Source organism: Streptomyces toxytricini (genome assembly GCF_014649915.1).
In the GTDB taxonomy this organism is placed as follows: domain Bacteria; phylum Actinomycetota; class Actinomycetes; order Streptomycetales; family Streptomycetaceae; genus Streptomyces; species Streptomyces toxytricini.
This window is the reverse complement of sequence record NZ_BMTY01000009.1, coordinates 191,760-207,762: the sequence shown is the minus strand read 5'-3', so window position 1 is coordinate 207,762 and position 16,003 is coordinate 191,760. Positions and strand designations below refer to the sequence as shown.

General features: G+C 73.1%; 16 protein-coding genes. 8 read left to right on the top strand and 8 right to left on the bottom strand.

Going from position 1 to position 16,003, the window contains the following annotated elements; all coding sequences use genetic code 11:
- Nucleotides 1–81: 81 nt before the first annotated feature.
- The 3 genes from IE170_RS13785 to phoU all read right to left on the bottom strand — a co-directional run bounded on the left by IE170_RS13785 (nucleotide 82) and on the right by phoU (nucleotide 1,602).
- Nucleotides 82–444, bottom strand: a complete 363-nt coding sequence (locus IE170_RS13785) for a hypothetical protein (protein ID WP_189809631.1) — start codon at nucleotides 442–444, stop codon at nucleotides 82–84.
- A gap of 191 nt (nucleotides 445–635) precedes the next feature.
- Nucleotides 636–785 carry a hypothetical protein gene (locus IE170_RS13780; RefSeq protein WP_174250483.1) on the bottom strand — a complete coding sequence of 50 codons (150 nt, stop codon included), beginning with the start codon at nucleotides 783–785 and terminating at the stop codon, nucleotides 636–638.
- A 139-nt stretch (nucleotides 786–924) separates the two neighbouring features.
- Nucleotides 925–1,602: a phosphate signaling complex protein PhoU gene (gene phoU, locus IE170_RS13775; RefSeq protein ID WP_189809630.1), complete on the bottom strand. Its 678-nt coding sequence runs from the start codon at nucleotides 1,600–1,602 to the stop codon at nucleotides 925–927.
- 210 nt (nucleotides 1,603–1,812) lie between these two features.
- On the opposite strand from phoU, the gene IE170_RS13770 reads away from it, so the two are divergent.
- Both IE170_RS13770 and phoP read left to right on the top strand, forming a co-directional pair.
- The gene (locus tag IE170_RS13770) at nucleotides 1,813–3,042 is read left to right on the top strand and encodes a sensor histidine kinase (protein WP_189809629.1); all 1,230 of its coding nucleotides are present in this window, start codon (nucleotides 1,813–1,815) and stop codon (nucleotides 3,040–3,042) included.
- A 55-nt stretch (nucleotides 3,043–3,097) separates the two neighbouring features.
- Nucleotides 3,098–3,769: a two-component system response regulator PhoP gene (gene phoP, locus IE170_RS13765; protein ID WP_467807892.1), complete on the top strand. Its 672-nt coding sequence runs from the start codon at nucleotides 3,098–3,100 to the stop codon at nucleotides 3,767–3,769.
- A 78-nt stretch (nucleotides 3,770–3,847) separates the two neighbouring features.
- Here phoP and IE170_RS13760 read toward each other — a convergent pair whose 3' ends face one another.
- The gene (locus IE170_RS13760) at nucleotides 3,848–4,522 is read right to left on the bottom strand and encodes a copper chaperone PCu(A)C domain-containing protein (protein ID WP_189809628.1); all 675 of its coding nucleotides are present in this window, start codon (nucleotides 4,520–4,522) and stop codon (nucleotides 3,848–3,850) included.
- 638 nt (nucleotides 4,523–5,160) lie between these two features.
- On the opposite strand from IE170_RS13760, the gene IE170_RS13755 reads away from it, so the two are divergent.
- The 6 genes from IE170_RS13755 (at nucleotide 5,161) to IE170_RS13730 (ending at nucleotide 11,664) form a co-directional block, all read left to right on the top strand.
- Nucleotides 5,161–5,643, top strand: coding sequence for a CarD family transcriptional regulator (locus tag IE170_RS13755; protein ID WP_114058094.1), 483 nt, complete (start codon nucleotides 5,161–5,163; stop codon nucleotides 5,641–5,643).
- 441 nt (nucleotides 5,644–6,084) lie between these two features.
- Nucleotides 6,085–6,831, top strand: a complete 747-nt coding sequence (ispD, locus tag IE170_RS13750; RefSeq protein WP_189809627.1) for a 2-C-methyl-D-erythritol 4-phosphate cytidylyltransferase — start codon at nucleotides 6,085–6,087, stop codon at nucleotides 6,829–6,831.
- Nucleotides 6,821–7,339, top strand: a complete 519-nt coding sequence (gene ispF, locus IE170_RS13745; protein ID WP_189809626.1) for a 2-C-methyl-D-erythritol 2,4-cyclodiphosphate synthase — start codon at nucleotides 6,821–6,823, stop codon at nucleotides 7,337–7,339. Before ispD ends, ispF begins: the two co-directional genes overlap by 11 nt.
- A 138-nt stretch (nucleotides 7,340–7,477) precedes the next feature.
- Nucleotides 7,478–8,878: a cysteine--tRNA ligase gene (gene cysS, locus IE170_RS13740; protein ID WP_189809625.1), complete on the top strand. Its 1,401-nt coding sequence runs from the start codon at nucleotides 7,478–7,480 to the stop codon at nucleotides 8,876–8,878.
- A 100-nt stretch (nucleotides 8,879–8,978) separates the two neighbouring features.
- Entirely contained in the window at nucleotides 8,979–9,935 is a 957-nt protein-coding gene (rlmB, locus tag IE170_RS13735) for a 23S rRNA (guanosine(2251)-2'-O)-methyltransferase RlmB (protein ID WP_189809624.1), read from the top strand.
- Nucleotides 9,936–10,083: 148 nt separating this feature from the next.
- Nucleotides 10,084–11,664, top strand: coding sequence for a DoxX family protein (locus tag IE170_RS13730; RefSeq protein ID WP_189809623.1), 1,581 nt, complete (start codon nucleotides 10,084–10,086; stop codon nucleotides 11,662–11,664).
- A gap of 70 nt (nucleotides 11,665–11,734) precedes the next feature.
- Here the strand turns inward: IE170_RS13730 and IE170_RS13725 are convergent, their stop codons facing one another.
- The 4 genes from IE170_RS13725 to IE170_RS13710 all read right to left on the bottom strand — a co-directional run bounded on the left by IE170_RS13725 (nucleotide 11,735) and on the right by IE170_RS13710 (nucleotide 15,954).
- Nucleotides 11,735–12,523 (bottom strand): nucleotidyltransferase family protein, encoded by a 789-nt coding sequence (locus IE170_RS13725; RefSeq protein ID WP_189809622.1) that lies wholly within the window; start codon nucleotides 12,521–12,523, stop codon nucleotides 11,735–11,737.
- A 90-nt stretch (nucleotides 12,524–12,613) separates the two neighbouring features.
- Nucleotides 12,614–13,027: a hypothetical protein gene (locus tag IE170_RS13720; RefSeq protein ID WP_114058087.1), complete on the bottom strand. Its 414-nt coding sequence runs from the start codon at nucleotides 13,025–13,027 to the stop codon at nucleotides 12,614–12,616.
- Between the two features lie 183 nt (nucleotides 13,028–13,210).
- Nucleotides 13,211–14,302 carry an ABC transporter ATP-binding protein gene (locus IE170_RS13715; protein WP_189809621.1) on the bottom strand — a complete coding sequence of 364 codons (1,092 nt, stop codon included), beginning with the start codon at nucleotides 14,300–14,302 and terminating at the stop codon, nucleotides 13,211–13,213.
- 338 nt (nucleotides 14,303–14,640) lie between these two features.
- Nucleotides 14,641–15,954 (bottom strand): RNA-guided endonuclease InsQ/TnpB family protein, encoded by a 1,314-nt coding sequence (locus IE170_RS13710; RefSeq protein WP_223856230.1) that lies wholly within the window; start codon nucleotides 15,952–15,954, stop codon nucleotides 14,641–14,643.
- Between the last annotated feature and the right edge of the window lie 49 nt (nucleotides 15,955–16,003).

Below are 16,003 nucleotides of genomic sequence, written 5' to 3'. Positions count from 1 at the left end.
TTCAACGACCAGGGCAAGAAGAAGTAATCGGCCCGAAGGAGCCCCGGTCCGCGCGTCGTCCGCGGGCCGGGCTCCCGGCCATCACTCCTCGCTGTACCGGGCGAACACGTCCCGCTGCTCGTCCTGCCAGGTCCAGTCGGCGGGCCGGGAGAACGGGACGGAGCGTGCGAGCGTCGAGAACTGATCGGACGGCTTCCGGCTCGCCTTGTTCACCACGATCGCCGAGAGCATCGGCGCCCGTCCGTCCTCGTTGCCGTGCAGGCAGACGTCCTTGAGCAGGTAGGTCATGACTCCGCGGTACGGCGGTATCGAGTCGAAGCCCCGAGCCTCCAACTCGGCACTCAGCTCCCCGTACGTGAGGGTCCCTTCCACCCGGGCCCGCTGCCGCAGGATCGCCACGGCGGCTACGACCGCCTGCTGGTACTCCGGGTCCTTGCGCCTCATTGGGATCCCCCGCCTTGTGGACACCGACCGGACTGCGCAGCGTAGCGGGCAGCACGTCCCGGCGCCGTGAAAACGGGCGAAGAAGTGCCTGCCCGGGGACCGGCCCCGGCGCAGCGCGCAGGAGCCCCCCGGCCGCGGCATGCGCGGCCGGGGGGGCTCCCGGGTGTTCGGCGGAGCCGTGGTGGGCGGTGTCAGCCGCCGCACTGGCAGGGGGCTCCGGACTGGCAGCCGCAGCCGCAGCCGGAGCCGCAGCCGCAGGCCGCGAGCAGGGGGAGCCGCAGCGGCTCCGGAGCCGGCTCCCGGTCGGACTCCGGAGTGACGGGGACGGGGGAATCGGGCATGGTTCCTCCTCGCAGGCGGTGTACGCGTGGGCCTACTGCCTTCCGCCTCATTCATGCCCAGCCGCACGGGCGCGTCAACGGCGCACAGGCGCTCGACGGCGCCCGTGCGGGGTCCGGCCCCGGCCGGCCGGGTGCCCGGTCAGACCGCCTCCGGCGGGACCGGCGCCTGGAGCTCGTCCGCGTGCTCGCCCGTCACCAGGTACACGACGCGCTTGGCCACCGACACCGCGTGGTCCGCGAACCGCTCGTAGTAGCGGCCCAGCAGCGTCACGTCCACGGCCGTCTCGATGCCGTGCTTCCAGCGGTCGTCCATCAGGTGCTGGAACAGCGTGCGGTGCAGCTGGTCCATCTCGTCGTCGTCCGTCTCCAGCTGGAGCGCCAGGTCCACGTCCTTCGTGATGATCACCTCGGCGGCCTTCGCCATCAGCCGCTGCGCCAGCTGCCCCATCTCCAGGATCGTCGCGTGCAGGTCCCGCGGGACCGCCGCGTCCGGGAACCGCAGCCGCGCCAGCTTGGCCACGTGCTGCGCGAGGTCGCCGGAGCGCTCCAGGTCGGCGCTCATGCGCAGCGAGGTCACCACGATCCGCAGGTCGGTGGCGACCGGCTGCTGCCGGGCGAGCAGCGCGATGGCACGGGCCTCCAGGTCGTGCTGGAGGTCGTCGATCTTCTGGTCGGCCGCGATGACGCTCTCGGCGAGCTTCAGGTCGGCGTCGAGCATGGACGTCGTGGCCCGCCCGATGGCGGAGCCGACCAGCCGGGCCATCTCGACGAGGCTCTCGCCGATCGAGTCCAGTTCCTCGTGGTACGCGTCACGCATGGTGTCCCTCTCTTGGCCTACTGCGCGGTGCCCGGGGCCGGGCCGGATGCGGGCTCGAACCCCACGGTGACACGCTGGACGGCGTACGCGTCCGACTCCGGCACCGGAAGTGAATCGGCCCCGTCGCCGCGGTGAACTCTGGGCGACGACTGTTCGAGGCGCCCCCCGAACGGCTGGGGAAGTGCCGTCGCGCCTGCTTAACCTGGACGCATGGACGTGAACGCGGCGGTCGCCGCAGCTGCAGCGATAGCCGGTGCCTGCACCGGTGTCGTCGCCACGCTGGCGTTCCGCTGGAGCGAGCGCGACCAGGCCCGCCCCACCCGGAGCTCCATGCGCCCCGACATCAACGCGGTGCTCCCGCCCGGTGTCGACACCGTGCTCTCGGTGCTCCGCTCCTCCGCCGTCGTGCTCGACGAGGGCGACGCGGTGGTCAAGGCCAGCTCCGCCGCGTACGCCCTCGGGCTCGTCCGCGGCGGCAGGCTCGCCGTCGAGCCGATGCTGCACATGGCCCGCGACACCCGCCGGGACGGGGAGATACGCCAGGTCGAGCTGGACCTGCCGCGCCGCGGCACCGGCCGCGGGGAGGCCCTCGCCGTCTCGGCGCGCGTGGCGCCGCTCGGCTCCCGGCTGGTGCTGCTGCTGGTCGAGGACCTCACGGAGGCCCGCCGCATCGAGGCCGTGCGCCGCGACTTCGTCGCGAACGTCTCGCACGAGCTGAAGACGCCGGTGGGCGCGATCTCCCTGCTGTCCGAGGCCGTCATGGACGCCGCCGACGACCCCGAGGCGGTCAGCCGCTTCGCGGGCCGCATGCAGATCGAGGCGACCCGGCTGATCAACCTCGTCCAAGAGCTCATCGACCTCTCCCGGGTGCAGAACGACGACCCGCTGGACGACGCCGAGCCCGTCCGCGTGGACACGCTGGTGGAGGAGGCGATCGACCGCTGCCGCCACACCGCGTCCGCGAAGCACATCACCATGGCCTCCGGCGGCACCGCCGACCTGCGCGTCTGGGGGCACCGCGGCCAGCTCGCGGCGGCCCTGGGCAACCTGGTGGAGAACGCCGTCAACTACAGTCCCGCCCGGACCCGCGTCGGGATCGCCGCCCGCCGTGTCACCGCCCCGGGCGGCGACCTGATCGAGATCGCCGTCACCGACCAGGGCATCGGCATCCCCGAGAAGGACCGCGAGCGGATCTTCGAACGCTTCTACCGCGTCGACCCGGCCCGCTCCCGCGCCACCGGGGGAACGGGCCTCGGCCTCGCGATCGTCAAGCACGTGGCGGCCTCCCACGGCGGGGAGGTCAGCGTGTGGAGCTCGGAGGGCCAGGGCTCCACGTTCACGCTGCGCCTGCCCGAGGCGGCCGCGTCCACGGGCCCCTCCCGGGCCCCGGCCGGGGAGGCGGACCCGTCGCCCACCCCCGGCCACCCGACCCCCGCCTGATCCACAGAACGCCAGAACCGCCCAACCCTGCCCCGGAGGTCCTTCCGTGACCCGTGTGCTCGTCGTCGAGGACGAGGAATCCTTCAGCGACGCCCTCTCCTACATGCTCCGCAAGGAGGGATTCGAGGTCGCGGTCGCCGCGACGGGGCCCGACGGCCTCGACGAGTTCGAGCGCAACGGCGCCGACCTCGTCCTCCTCGACCTGATGCTCCCCGGCCTGCCCGGCACGGAGGTGTGCCGGCAGCTGCGCGGCCGCTCCAACGTCCCCGTCATCATGGTGACCGCCAAGGACAGCGAGATCGACAAGGTCGTGGGGCTGGAGATAGGAGCCGACGACTACGTCACCAAGCCGTTCTCCTCGCGCGAGCTGGTCGCCCGCATCCGCGCGGTGCTGCGCCGCCGCGGCGAGCCGGAGGAGGTCGCCCCGGCCGCGCTGGAGGCCGGCCCGGTCCGCATGGACGTCGACCGGCACGTGGTGACCGTCGGCGGGGCCAAGGTGGACCTGCCGCTGAAGGAGTTCGACCTGCTGGAGATGCTGCTGCGCAACGCCGGCCGGGTGCTGACGCGCATGCAGCTGATCGACCGGGTGTGGGGCGCGGACTACGTCGGCGACACCAAGACGCTCGACGTGCACGTCAAGCGCCTGCGCGCCAAGATCGAGCCGGACCCGGGGGCGCCGCGCTACCTCGTCACCGTCCGCGGCCTCGGCTACAAGTTCGAGCCGTAGGCCGCCGGAGGCACCTGTGGGAAGGGCCCCGTCCGCGCGCTGCGGACGGGGCCCTTCCGTGTGGGCTGCTGCCGGGTCTCAGTGGCCGGCGGCGTGCGACGCGGAGCCCGAGGGCGACGCGGCCGGGGAACCCGACGCCGCACCCGCGGGGGTGGCGGCCGGGGAGCCGGACGGCGAGCCCGACGGGCCGGCGGACGGCGAGGCGGCCGGGCTGCCCGAGGCGGACGGGGCGGCGGCGGGGGCCTCGGTCGGGCCGAAGCCCGCGTACATGCCGGTGTTCGGCCAGACGAACGCCTCCAGCTCGACGTCGCCGGTGTTGCTGAGCTTGAAGACGACCTTCTGGACGTCGCCGTCCTTCACGGCCTCGGTGCCGCCCTCGATCACCGCGGAGGGGTTGCCCTTGCCGCCGAGGACGACGGAGCCGCCGGCGGGGACGGTGACCTTGCCGGAGGCGCCCTCGGCACCCTTCAGGACGACCTTGCCCTTGGAGCCCGGCAGGGTGATCGCGTCGATCGTCTGCGGCTTGTCGCCCTCGTTGAAGACGGTCGCGGAGACGACGGCCGACCCCTTGCGGTCCTTGCCGGTGATCACCAGCGCGTTCTGGACCATGATGTCGCCCTTGGAGGCGGCGGCGTTGTCCGGCTTGATCTTCAGCGTCTGCGCGTCGTTGCCCGCACCGCAGGCGGCCAGCGAGGCGATCGAGAACACGACGGCGGTGGCGGCGAGGGCGCCGCGTCGAAGGCTGCGGCTCACGGCGGCGGCAACTCCTTGGACGTACGGAACGGAAGGTGGTCGGTCCCGCGGACGGCCGAGGTAAAGCCGCCCTAAGGGTGTGTCAGCGCGCTTAGGTTACCGAGCCGCCGCCCCGCCCCCGCACCCGACCCTCCGCAGGGGGCGGGCTCCGCTGCCCCGGCCCGGCGATCACCCATTCCGCCGGGCGCCGGGCGCCCGTTCCGCCGGCGAAGAGCGCCGGCACTTCCGGGTCCGTTCATGTGCCGTCTCATGTGCCGTCCGCATATAGCGCTCCGGCCGCCCGGTGATCAATTCCGGGATTCCCTCGAACGCCTCTCCGTGATCAATTCCGGGATTGGGCCGGAACCACTCCGTTCGGGTGGCCGGTAGTCGAACGGAGTAGTTCGGTTTCCCGACCTCGAACCCGGCAAAACGGGACGTACATCACACCGGAGGGGTCACCCGCCAGGTGTAACGTGGCCGTTTCGCCCGGTCCGTACAGCGCCTCCGACCTGCGAATACCCCCCTTCCGGAGCCCTTCGCAGCACGTCCGCGCCGGAGTTGTCAAGCCCCGAGATGTGCCCTGACCTGCGAAAACGCCATTCATAACAGTCAGTTCTCGTGTTACCCTGGATAGCCACGGAAGGGGTACCTGTCACATGACGTTCAAGGTTGGCGACACCGTGGTCTATCCCCATCACGGGGCCGCGCTGATCGAGGCCATCGAAACTCGCCAGATCAAAGGCGTGGACAAGACCTACTTGGTGCTCAAGGTCGCCCAGGGCGACCTGACGGTGCGTGTGCCTGCCGACAATGCGGAGTTCGTCGGCGTTCGCGACGTAGTCGGCCAGGACGGGCTGGACCGGGTCTTCGAGGTGCTGCGGGCACCGCTCAACGAGGAGCCGACGAACTGGTCCCGTCGCTACAAGGCAAATCTGGAGAAGCTCGCCTCCGGCGACGTCATCAAGGTCGCCGAAGTGGTGCGCGACCTGTGGCGCCGCGAGCGCGAGCGCGGGCTGTCCGCCGGTGAGAAGCGGATGCTCGCCAAGGCGCGCCAGATCCTGGTCAGCGAGCTGGCGCTCGCGGAGAACACCAACGAGGACAAGGCCGAGGCCCTCCTCGACGAGGTCCTCGCGTCCTGACGGCGCGCAGACCCGCAAGCAGCCGTGCCGCGGTGCCCGACGATCGGCCTCCCCAACGGGGGGCCGTTGCCGGGCGCTGCGGCATGTCTGCACCCGCACGCCCCACCTCGCCGCATGCCCGTACGCGTACGCGCGCGCACGCCGTCCCGGACAGGCGGCGCCGTACGCACCCACACGTGATCCCGCGCGGCCCCCGACGGCGCGCTCCCGCGCCGCCCGGTCCCGCGCCGTCCTGAGCCGGACCCGGCGCACCAGCGCCCACGGCACCTGGCACGACGCGACCCGACCCGATCCGAACTGACCCGACCGACCTGTCGTGCCGGGTCCGGGCAGCCGGCTCGACCGGTCGTCACGGAAGGGGGCGAGGGCGTCGCACCCGGCACTCCCCAGGGCCATACCCATGTCGGTCGAAGTCACAAACCTTGGCTCGGAGCTACTTCCATGTCTGACGAAACGCGCCCCCGGCGCACCGCCGCGGTGATCCCCGCGGCCGGTCGCGGGGTCCGCCTCGGCCCGGGCGCCCCCAAGGCCCTGCGGGCCCTCGGCGGCACCCCGATGCTGATCCACGCCGTCCGCGCCATGGCCCGCTCGCGGGCCGTGCACCTGGTTGTCGTCGTCGCACCGCCCGACGGCGCCGCCGAGGTGCGACGCCTCCTCGACGAGCACCCGCTGCCCGACCGCACCGAGCTGCTGGTCGTCCCCGGCGGCGACACCCGCCAGGAGTCCGTCGCCGCCGGCCTCGCCGCCCTGCCCGACGACATCGCCTGCGTGCTCGTCCACGACGCCGCGCGCCCCCTCGTCCCCGTGGACACCGTCGACGCCGTCGTCGAGGCGGTCCGCGACGGCGCCCCCGCCGTCGTCCCCGCGCTTCCCCTCGCGGACACCGTCAAGGAAGTCGAGCCCGGCAAGCCCGGAGAGCCCGAGCCGGTCGTCGCCACCCCGGAGCGCGCCCGGCTGCGCGCCGTCCAGACCCCCCAGGGCTTCGACCTCGCCACCCTGCGCCGCGCGCACGAGGCCGTCGCCGTGTCCGGCGAGGGCGCCACCGACGACGCCGGCATGGTGGAGCGCCTCGGCACCACCGTCGTCGTGGTCCCCGGCCACGAAGAGGCCTTCAAGGTCACCCGCCCGCTCGACCTGGTCCTCGCCGAGGCCGTACTCGCCCGCAGGAGGGCCACCGATGCCTACTAGCCCCACCCCCGCCCCTTCCCCGGCCCCGCTCCTCCCGCTCGTCGGCATCGGCACCGACGTCCACGCCTTCGAGGCGGGCCGCGACCTGTGGTGCGCGGGCCTGCTGTGGGAGGGAGAGGACGGCCTCGCCGGGCACTCCGACGGCGACGTCGCCGCCCACGCGGCCTGCGACGCCCTCTTCTCCGCCGCCGGAGTCGGCGACCTCGGCGCCCACTTCGGCACCTCCCGCCCGGAGTGGTCCGGCGCCTCCGGCACCACCCTCCTCGCCGAGGCCGCGCGGATCGTCCGCGCCGAGGGCTTCGAGATCGGCAACATCGCCGTCCAGGTGATCGGTGTACGCCCCAAGATCGGCAAGCGGCGCGAAGAGGCGCAGAAGGCGCTCTCGACCGCCGCGGGCGCCCCCGTCTCCGTCTCCGGGACCACCACCGACGGACTCGGCCTCACCGGGCGGGCCGAGGGCCTCGCCGCCATCGCCACCGCACTGGTGTACCGGACGAACCAGGCCTGATCCGCGCAGGCCGCCCTTACCGGGCGCCGCTCCCGGCGGCGCCCGGCTCGACGGCGGCTCCCCGGCCGCGGCGGCAAAGCGCCGCCGCGCCCCGGAAAGGGTCGCGGGGCACTGCCCGCGGCGCACTACCCTGGTGCCGTGACTATTCGCCTGTACGACACCAGCGCCCGGCAGATCCGCGACTTCACCCCGCTCGCCGAGGGCTGCGTCTCGATCTACCTCTGCGGTGCCACCGTGCAGGCGGCCCCGCACATCGGGCACATCCGCTCCGGCCTCAACTTCGACATCATGCGCCGCTGGTTCGAGTACCGCGGCTACGACGTCACCTTCATCCGGAACGTCACCGACATCGACGACAAGATCATCAGGAAGGGCGCCGAGCAGGACCGGCCCTGGTGGTCCATCGGCTACGCGAACGAGCGCGCCTTCAACAGCGGCTACGAGGCCCTCGGGTGCCTCCCGCCCACGTACGAGCCCCGCGCCACCGGCCACGTCCCCGAGATGATCGAGATGATGCGCGGCCTCATCGAGCGCGGCCACGCCTACGAGGCCGAGGGCAGCGTCTACTTCGACGTCCGCTCCTACCCCGGCTACCTCGCGCTCTCCAACCAGGAGCTCGACAACCTCCAGCAGCCGGCCGAAGAGGGCATCACCGGCAAGCGCGACCCCCGCGACTTCGCCATGTGGAAGGCCACCAAGCCCGGCGAGCCCGACTGGGAGACGCCGTGGGGCCGCGGCCGCCCCGGCTGGCACCTGGAGTGCTCCGCGATGGCGCACAAGTACCTCGGCAGCGCCTTCGACATCCACGGCGGCGGCCTCGACCTGATCTTCCCGCACCACGAGAACGAGATCGCCCAGGCCAAGGCGTTCGGCGACGACTTCGCCTCCTACTGGGTGCACAACGCCTGGGTCACCATGTCCGGCGAGAAGATGTCGAAGTCCCTCGGCAACTCCGTCCTCGTCTCCGAGATGGTCAAGAACTGGCGCCCCATCGTGCTGCGCTACTACCTCGGCACCCCGCACTACCGCTCCATGATCGAGTACAGCGAGGAGTCGCTGCGCGAGGCCGAGTCCGCCTTCGCGCGCATCGAGGGCTTCGTCCAGCGCGTCGTCGAGAAGGCCGGCGGCCCCGTCGAGCCGGCCGCCGAGGTGCCGCCCGCCTTCGCCGAGGCCATGGACGACGACCTCGGCGTCCCGCAGGCGCTGGCCATCGTCCACACCACCGTCCGCCAGGGCAACAGCGCGCTCGCCGCCGACGACAAGGACGCCGCCATCGCCCGCCTCGCCGAGGTCCGCGCCATGCTCGGCGTCCTCGGCCTCGATCCCCTCGACCCGCACTGGTCGCAGGAGGCCGACCGCGGCGACGACCTCCACGGCGCCGTCGACACCCTCGTCCGCCTCGTCCTCGACCAGCGCGAGTCCGCCCGCGCCCGCAAGGACTGGGCCACCGCCGACGCCATCCGCGACCAGCTCCAGCAGTCCGGACTCGTCATCGAGGACAGCCCGTCCGGCCCGCGCTGGACCCTCGGACCCCGCTGACCGGACCCGCCCGGACCAGCTCTGTTGTGCCGCCCGGCCCCCCGGGCGGCACACTCTTCATACGTACGTACCGCAGCACCAACGAAAACAGGTAGAGGTCATGGCCGGGAACAGCCAGCGCAGGGGACGCCGCACGTCCAACAAGAAGGGCCCCACGGTCGGAAGCGGCGGCCAGCGGCGCAGGGGCCTGGAGGGCAAGGGCCCCACGCCCAAGGCCGAGGACCGCAAGGGCCACAAGAAGTTCCGCCTCGCCAACGCCGCGGCCAAGCAGGCCGCCAAGCGCCGCCCCGCGCCCCGCCGCGGCGGAGCCAAGGGCCAGAGCGAGATGGTCGTCGGCCGCAACCCCGTGTTCGAGGCCCTGCGCGACGGCGTGCCCGCCACCACCCTGTACGTGCAGCAGTTCATCGACAACGACGAGCGCGTCCGCGAGGCCCTCCAGCTCGCCGGCGAGCGCGGCAACATCAACCTGATGGAGGCCCCGCGCCCCGAGCTCGACCGGATGACCGGCGGCCTCAACCACCAGGGCCTCGTCCTCCAGGTCCCGCCGTACGAGTACGCCCACCCCGAGGACCTCACCGAGGCCGCCTACGACAACGGCGAGGAACCCCTCATCGTCGCCCTCGACGGCGTCACCGACCCCCGCAACCTCGGCGCGATCGTCCGATCGGTTTCGGCCTTCGGCGGCCACGGCGTCGTCATCCCCGAGCGGCGCGCCGCCGGCATGACCGCCGGCGCCTGGAAGACCTCCGCCGGCACCGCGGCCCGCACGCCCGTCTCCCGGGTCACCAACCTCACCCGCGCCCTCCAGGACTACAAGAAGGCCGGCCTGACCGTCGTCGGCCTCGCCGCCGAGGGCGAGCACTCCGTCGCCGACCTCGACGCCCTCGCCGGGCCCGTCGTCATCGTCGTCGGCTCCGAGGGCAAGGGCCTCGGCCGCCTCGTCGGCGAGAACTGCGACTACCTCGTCCGCATCCCCATGCCGGGCGGGGCCGAGTCCCTCAACGCCGGTGTCGCCGCCGGCGTCGTCCTCTACGAGGCGGCCCGCCGCCGCGCCTGAACCCGGGCGGCTTCGGCCGATCGGCGCACCGCCGGTGACCCGTGAGCGTGCCACCCCGCCCCCTTGGGGCGGGGTGGCTTGATCTTGACGGGTCTCGGACACAAGAACCCCGTCAAGGCAGTGTCCTAAACACTGATCACTCGGTTAGATGAGTGTGGACACAAGAACGTCAGGGTTCGACGACCAGCCCGCGCTGAGCATGGTCAAGGTGCCGTGCGACCCCGCACAGGTCATCGTGAACCACGCCAGCTTCCGCGTGCGGCTCGCACCGAGCCCGAGCGCGCGTTCCAAGCCCGCGAACACCCCCGGCCGGGCACCCGTCCTCGGCGCCGCCGCCGCGGCGGCCGCCGGAGCCGCCGCCGGCCGCCGCCGGGCCCCCGTCGTCTGGAGCGGCAAATCCGCCCAGGGCGACTCCGCAGCCATGGGCGGCCTCCTCCAGGCCGTACGCGAACACGGCCGCGGCCACCACGAACACGACAGCGGCGCCACCCAGGTCATCCCCCGGATCGACCTCGGCCGCGACCTCGCCGACGACACCGTCCCCACCCCCACCGTCATCGGCCAGCGCACCTACGGCGCCCCCGACGAGACCCGCCCCCTGGCCCCCGTACGGGACCAACGCGGCCCGTACGCCGGCGGTCCCTACGCCGGCGGCCCGTACGCCGGCGGTCCGGGCATCCCGGGCGGCCCGGGCGCCCACCCCGACACCCTCCGCCGGACCCCCGCCGACAGCCGCCCGCAGGCCTCGTACTACCCCGGACGCCGCATGAACCTCGGCGTCGTCCTCCTGCCCCTGCGCGTCTTCCTCGGGTTCATCTCCATCTACGCCGGCATGGGCAAGCTGTGCGACCCCGTCTACTTCGACGGCGGCGAACGCGGCTCCATGGTCACCTGGCTCCGCACCCTCCACCCCTGGGCGCTGGCCGAGCCGCTCCGCGACTTCGCCCTCGCCCACCCCGTCGGCGCCGGGCTCAGCGTCGCCTTCCTCCAGGTCATCGTCGGCGTCCTCACCGTCCTCGGGCTGTGGCAGCGCCTCGCGGCCTGCATCGGGGCCCTGCTCTCCGCCGCCCTCCTGATGACCGTCAGCTGGAAGACCGTCCCCGCCTACGACGCCCCCGACATCATCTACCTGGCCGCCTGGAGCCCCCTGATCATCGCCGGCGCCCCCGTCTACTCCCTCGACGGGCGCCTCGCCGGCGAAGCCTGGCGGACCCTCGGCCCCCGCTCCGAGCTGTGGACCCTGCGCCGTCGCGTCCTGCGCCGCGGAACCATCATGGCCACCGTCGTCTGCGGACTCACCCTCCTCATCGGCTCCCTCCTCGGCGGAGCCGTCCGCTCCAGCACCGTCGTCACCGTCCCCGGACCGGGCCAGGCGCCCAGCAACTACCTCCCGGGCTCCCCGCTCCCGAAGCCCCCCGCCAAGTCCCGGCAGCCCCAGCAGCAGCAGTCCCCCACCCAGCAGCCCTCCAAGTCCCCCGAGCCCACCGCCACTCCGTCCCCGTCCGCGAAGACGGGCCGCACCACCTCGGGCACCACCTCGCGGCAGACCGCGGGCACCGGCTCCCAGCCCACCGCGTCGTCCCGTACCGGCAGCAGCACCGGCACCGGCACGGCCCCGAAGCAGTCCACCCCCAAGCCCCCGTCGAGCGGCACCGGCACCCGCAGCGGCTCCACCGGCGGCGACACCCCGTCCACGAAGCCGGGCCTCGTGGGCGGCCTCCTCGGCTGACCCCCCGGCACCACACGAGCGGGGCCCGGCGCGCGAACAGCGCACCGGGCCCCGCTTCTTGCCGCCGGGCTCAGGAGCCGCCCTGTGCCGCCGCCAGTTCGCGGGCGGCCTCCGACAGGTCCTTCGCCGTGTCGATCGCGCGCCAGTACGCGCCCTGGGGGAGCGGGTAGCCGGCCAGGCGGCGGGCGCGGGCCAGGCGGGGGAACGTCGTCCGCTCGTGGTCGCCCACGTCCGGGAGGAGTGCCGCGAAGTCCGGCGCGAACACGTACACCCCCGCGTTCACCTGGTACGGCGACGGCGGCGCCTCGATGAAGTCCAGGACCTGCCCGAACTCGTTCGTCTCCACCACGCCCCACGGGATCCGCGGCCGCGCCAGCGCCAGCGTCGCCACCGCGCCGCGCTCCGTGTGGAACGCGGCCATCTCGCGCAGCGAGAAGCGCGTCCAGACGTCCCCGTTCGTCGCGTACCACGGCGCGTCAGGGGACGGCAGGTGTCGGGCCGCGTACTTGAGGCCACCGCCGCGGCCGAGCGGCTCCTCCTCCACCACCGTCGTCACCCGCAGCGGCAGCTCCGCCGCGGCCAGCCACTCCTGGAGGACGCCCGCGAGGTGGCCGCAGGACACCACCGCGTCCGTCACCCCCTCCGCCGCCAGCCACGCCAACTGGTGCCCGATGATGGGCACCCCGGTTCCGGGGATCTCCACCATCGGCTTCGGCCGGTCGTCCGTGTACGGCCGCAGCCGCGACCCCTGACCGCCCGCCAGGACCACCGCCTGGGTGGGAGCCTGTGCGAGCGGAGCCGGGATCGCGGCTGCGGAACGGGTGAAACGGGGTGCGGAGGGCGGTGGCGCGTCGGTCATGGCCGCCAGCGTAGGGGCCCGCCCGGGGGAGCCGGACCGGGCGCCGCCGACCCGGACGCCGGGAATCCGGCGCCTGGCGTCAGGCCGGCGTCAGCCCATCGACGCCACGCCCGACGCGTACGAGGTGTCGCAGACGGGGCGCGCGTACGACTGCGCCTTCGTCGGGCCGTACGCCTCCACGGCGGCCCGGCCCAGTGCCCGCGCGATGCCCGCGCAGTGGCCGGCCAGCGACGGCCGCCGGTCCACCTCCTGCTGCAGGTGCATCAGGACGTCGCCCGGCTGCTCACCCGCCCGGAGCTCCCCGAGGAGCTTGTCGCGCAGCACGTCCTGGGGGGCGCGCGGCTTCGCGGGCACGGAGACGTCCTCCGCGGACGCGGTCAGGATCCGGGACGAGCTGTTGTCCGCCCACGGGACCATCGTGACCGCGAGGGTCCCGGACAGGACCATGACGACGGGCAGGACCAGGGCGAGGGATCGGCCGATTCGGCGGGCAGTGTGGGTCACGAGGGGAGAGTAGCGCTCGGTGCGTAAGCGGCGACAATTAGTCACCCGGTCGAGGGATGGTTCGACGTGGTTTTTCGATTCCCGTGTTGACGAGGCGGGTGTGGAGGGCCGGGGAAAGGGGAAAGGGGTGCCCCCGGCGGGGGCACCCCTTTCCCACGGGACCGGTGTCCGGTCGGCGCGCCGTCAGTCGGACAGGCGGGCGCCCGTCGACGTGGAGAACACGTGCATCTCGCCGGCGCGCGGCACGACGTGCAGGCTGGAGCCCTTCTCGGGGACGTTGCGGCCGCCGACGCGGACCACGATGTCCTGGCCGCCGCCGTCCGCCTTGTCGGTGCGGCCGTAGACGTAGCCGTCCGCGCCGAGCTCCTCGACGACGTTGACCGTGATCGTCAGGCCGCCCTCGGTGCCGATGTCGAAGTGCTCGGGGCGCACGCCGACCGTGACGGTGCGGTCGCCGGCGTCCGCGGCGGCGGTGATCGCCTCGCGCGACACCGGGACGACGGTCTCGCCGAACTTCACGCCGCCGTCGGCGATCGGGACCTCGACCAGGTTCATGGCCGGGGAGCCGATGAAGCCGGCCACGAAGAGGTTCGCCGGGCGGTCGTACATGTTCCGCGGCGTGTCCACCTGCTGGAGCAGGCCGTCCTTGAGCACGGCGACGCGGTCGCCCATGGTCATGGCCTCGACCTGGTCGTGGGTGACGTACACGGTGGTGATGCCGAGGTCGCGCTGGAGCGCGGCGATCTGCGTACGCGTCGAGACGCGCAGCTTGGCGTCGAGGTTGGACAGCGGCTCGTCCATCAGGAACACCTGCGGCTTGCGGACGATCGCGCGGCCCATGGCGACGCGCTGGCGCTGGCCGCCGGAGAGCGCCTTCGGCTTGCGGTCCAGGTACTGGGTGAGGTCGAGCATCTTCGCCGCGTCCTCGACCTTGCGGCGGATGGTCGCCTTGTCCTCGCCGGCGATCTTCAGGGCGAAGCCCATGTTGTCGGCGACGGTCATGTGCGGGTACAGCGCGTAGTTCTGGAACACCATCGCGATGTCCCGGTCCTTGGGCGGCAGGTGGGTGACGTCGCGGTCGCCGATGCGGATGGCGCCGCCGTTGACGTCCTCCAGGCCGGCGAGCATGCGCAGCGAGGTGGACTTGCCGCAGCCGGAGGGGCCGACGAGGACGAGGAACTCGCCGTCCTCGATCTGGAGGTCGAGGGCGTCGACGGCGGGCTTGTCGCCGCCGGGGTAGAGCCTGGTCGCCTTGTCGAAGGTGACGGAAGCCATGGGGGTGCATCCCTTCTACCGGCAGGAACGTGCCGGACGATCCGAGTGGAAGGAAGTGAGTGGTCTGGTCCGCAGAGCGGACTTCCGCCCGACGCTACCCCGCAATCCGCTTCCTGTCAGCACCCGCCCGGACGTGACGTCCACCTCGACGGGGGTCGGGCGGGTCGGGGCGGTGGGGCAGAGCACCGCTCTTTTGGCCGTTCCGCGCCCTCGCGGGCTGCGGTTCCTGCTTCACCGCCCACTGCCGCCGGGTTGGCCGGATGGCCCCACCGGACGGTCTGACACGGGCTCCACAGGCGAGGCGGCCGACGGCCCGTCGGCCGGAGCCTGCGGTGTTCCTACGCCGCCACGACGACCCCCGCCGGGGCGGAAGCCCGTACGACCGCCGGGAGCTGCCGGCCCGGCGAGAGGGCCGCGACCGCCTGCTCGTACAGCCGGAGCCCTTCCTGCCGCAGGTTGCGGGCGGCGTTCACGTCGCGATCGTGGGCGGCACCGCACGCTGCGCAGGTCCAGGACCGCACCGAGACGTCGAGCCGTTCGCCGTGCGCGTGGCAGGCGGAGCAGCGGCGGGTCGACGGGAAGAACCGGTCCACGATCACAAGGGTGCGGCCGTACCACGCGCACTTGTACCAGAGCATGCGCAGCAGCGTGCTCCAGGCGGCGTCCGCGATCGACCGGTTCAGCCCGGCTTTGCGGCGGCGCCCGGGGCCGGAGGGGGAGCGCACCAGGTTGGCGACGGCCAGGTCCTCCACCACGAGCACTTGGTTCTCGCGCACGAGGCGGGTGGTGAGCTGGTCGAGGGCGTCCCTGCGGTAGTCCGCGATCGCGGCGTGGAGCCGGGCGAGGCGGGCGCGCGCCTTGCCGCGGTTGGCGGAGCCGGGCTCCTTGCGGTGCAGCTCCCGCTGGAGGCGGGCGAGCTTCGCGCCGTGCGTGCGGAGGAGGCGGGGGTGGCCGGCCGTGGTGCCGTCGTCCAGGGTGGCCAGCGCCGCCAGACCGAGGTCCAGTCCGACAGCCCTCGGGGCGGCGGTGTCCGGGGTCAGGGCGGGAGGCAGCGGCGCGATGTGCTCCTCCACAAGGATCTGGAGGAAGAAGCGCCCGGCGCGGTCACGGGTCACCGTCAGCTTCAGGGGCGCCGCACCCGGTGGGAGCGGGCGCGACCAGCGCACGTCGAGCGGCTCGGATTGCTTGGCGAGGCCGATCAGCCCGGTGCCGGGCCGTGCGGGGTTTTCGCGCCAGCGGAAGCCGGTGCGCACGTACGTCGCGGAGTCCCGGGACCGGTTCTTCCGCTTCGGTTCGGGGTGGGTGGACGTCCGCTTGAAGAAGCGGGAGAAGGCCGCGTCGAGGTGCCGCAGGGACTGCTGCAGCACCGCCGAGGAGATGTCGCGGAGCCAGGAAGTCTGCGCCGCATGTCTCCAGCCGGTGAGGGCGCGGCAGGTTTCCGCGAAGCCTACACGGACGCCGTGGTCGCGCCAGGCGGTCGTGCGCAGGACGAGGCCCTGGTTGTAGACCCACCGGCAGGCGCCGAAGGTGCGGGTCAGTTGAGCGGCCTGCTCTTCGTCCGGATAGAAGCGGTAGCGGTAGACGCGCGGCCGGGCTTCCGCTCCTCTCGTACGGCGGGCCGGGGGCGGGGCGGTGCGGTCGCTGCGGTTCATGATTCCCCCTCCGGCGTGCGGTCCGGCCTTCGGGTGTGCACGTCCATAC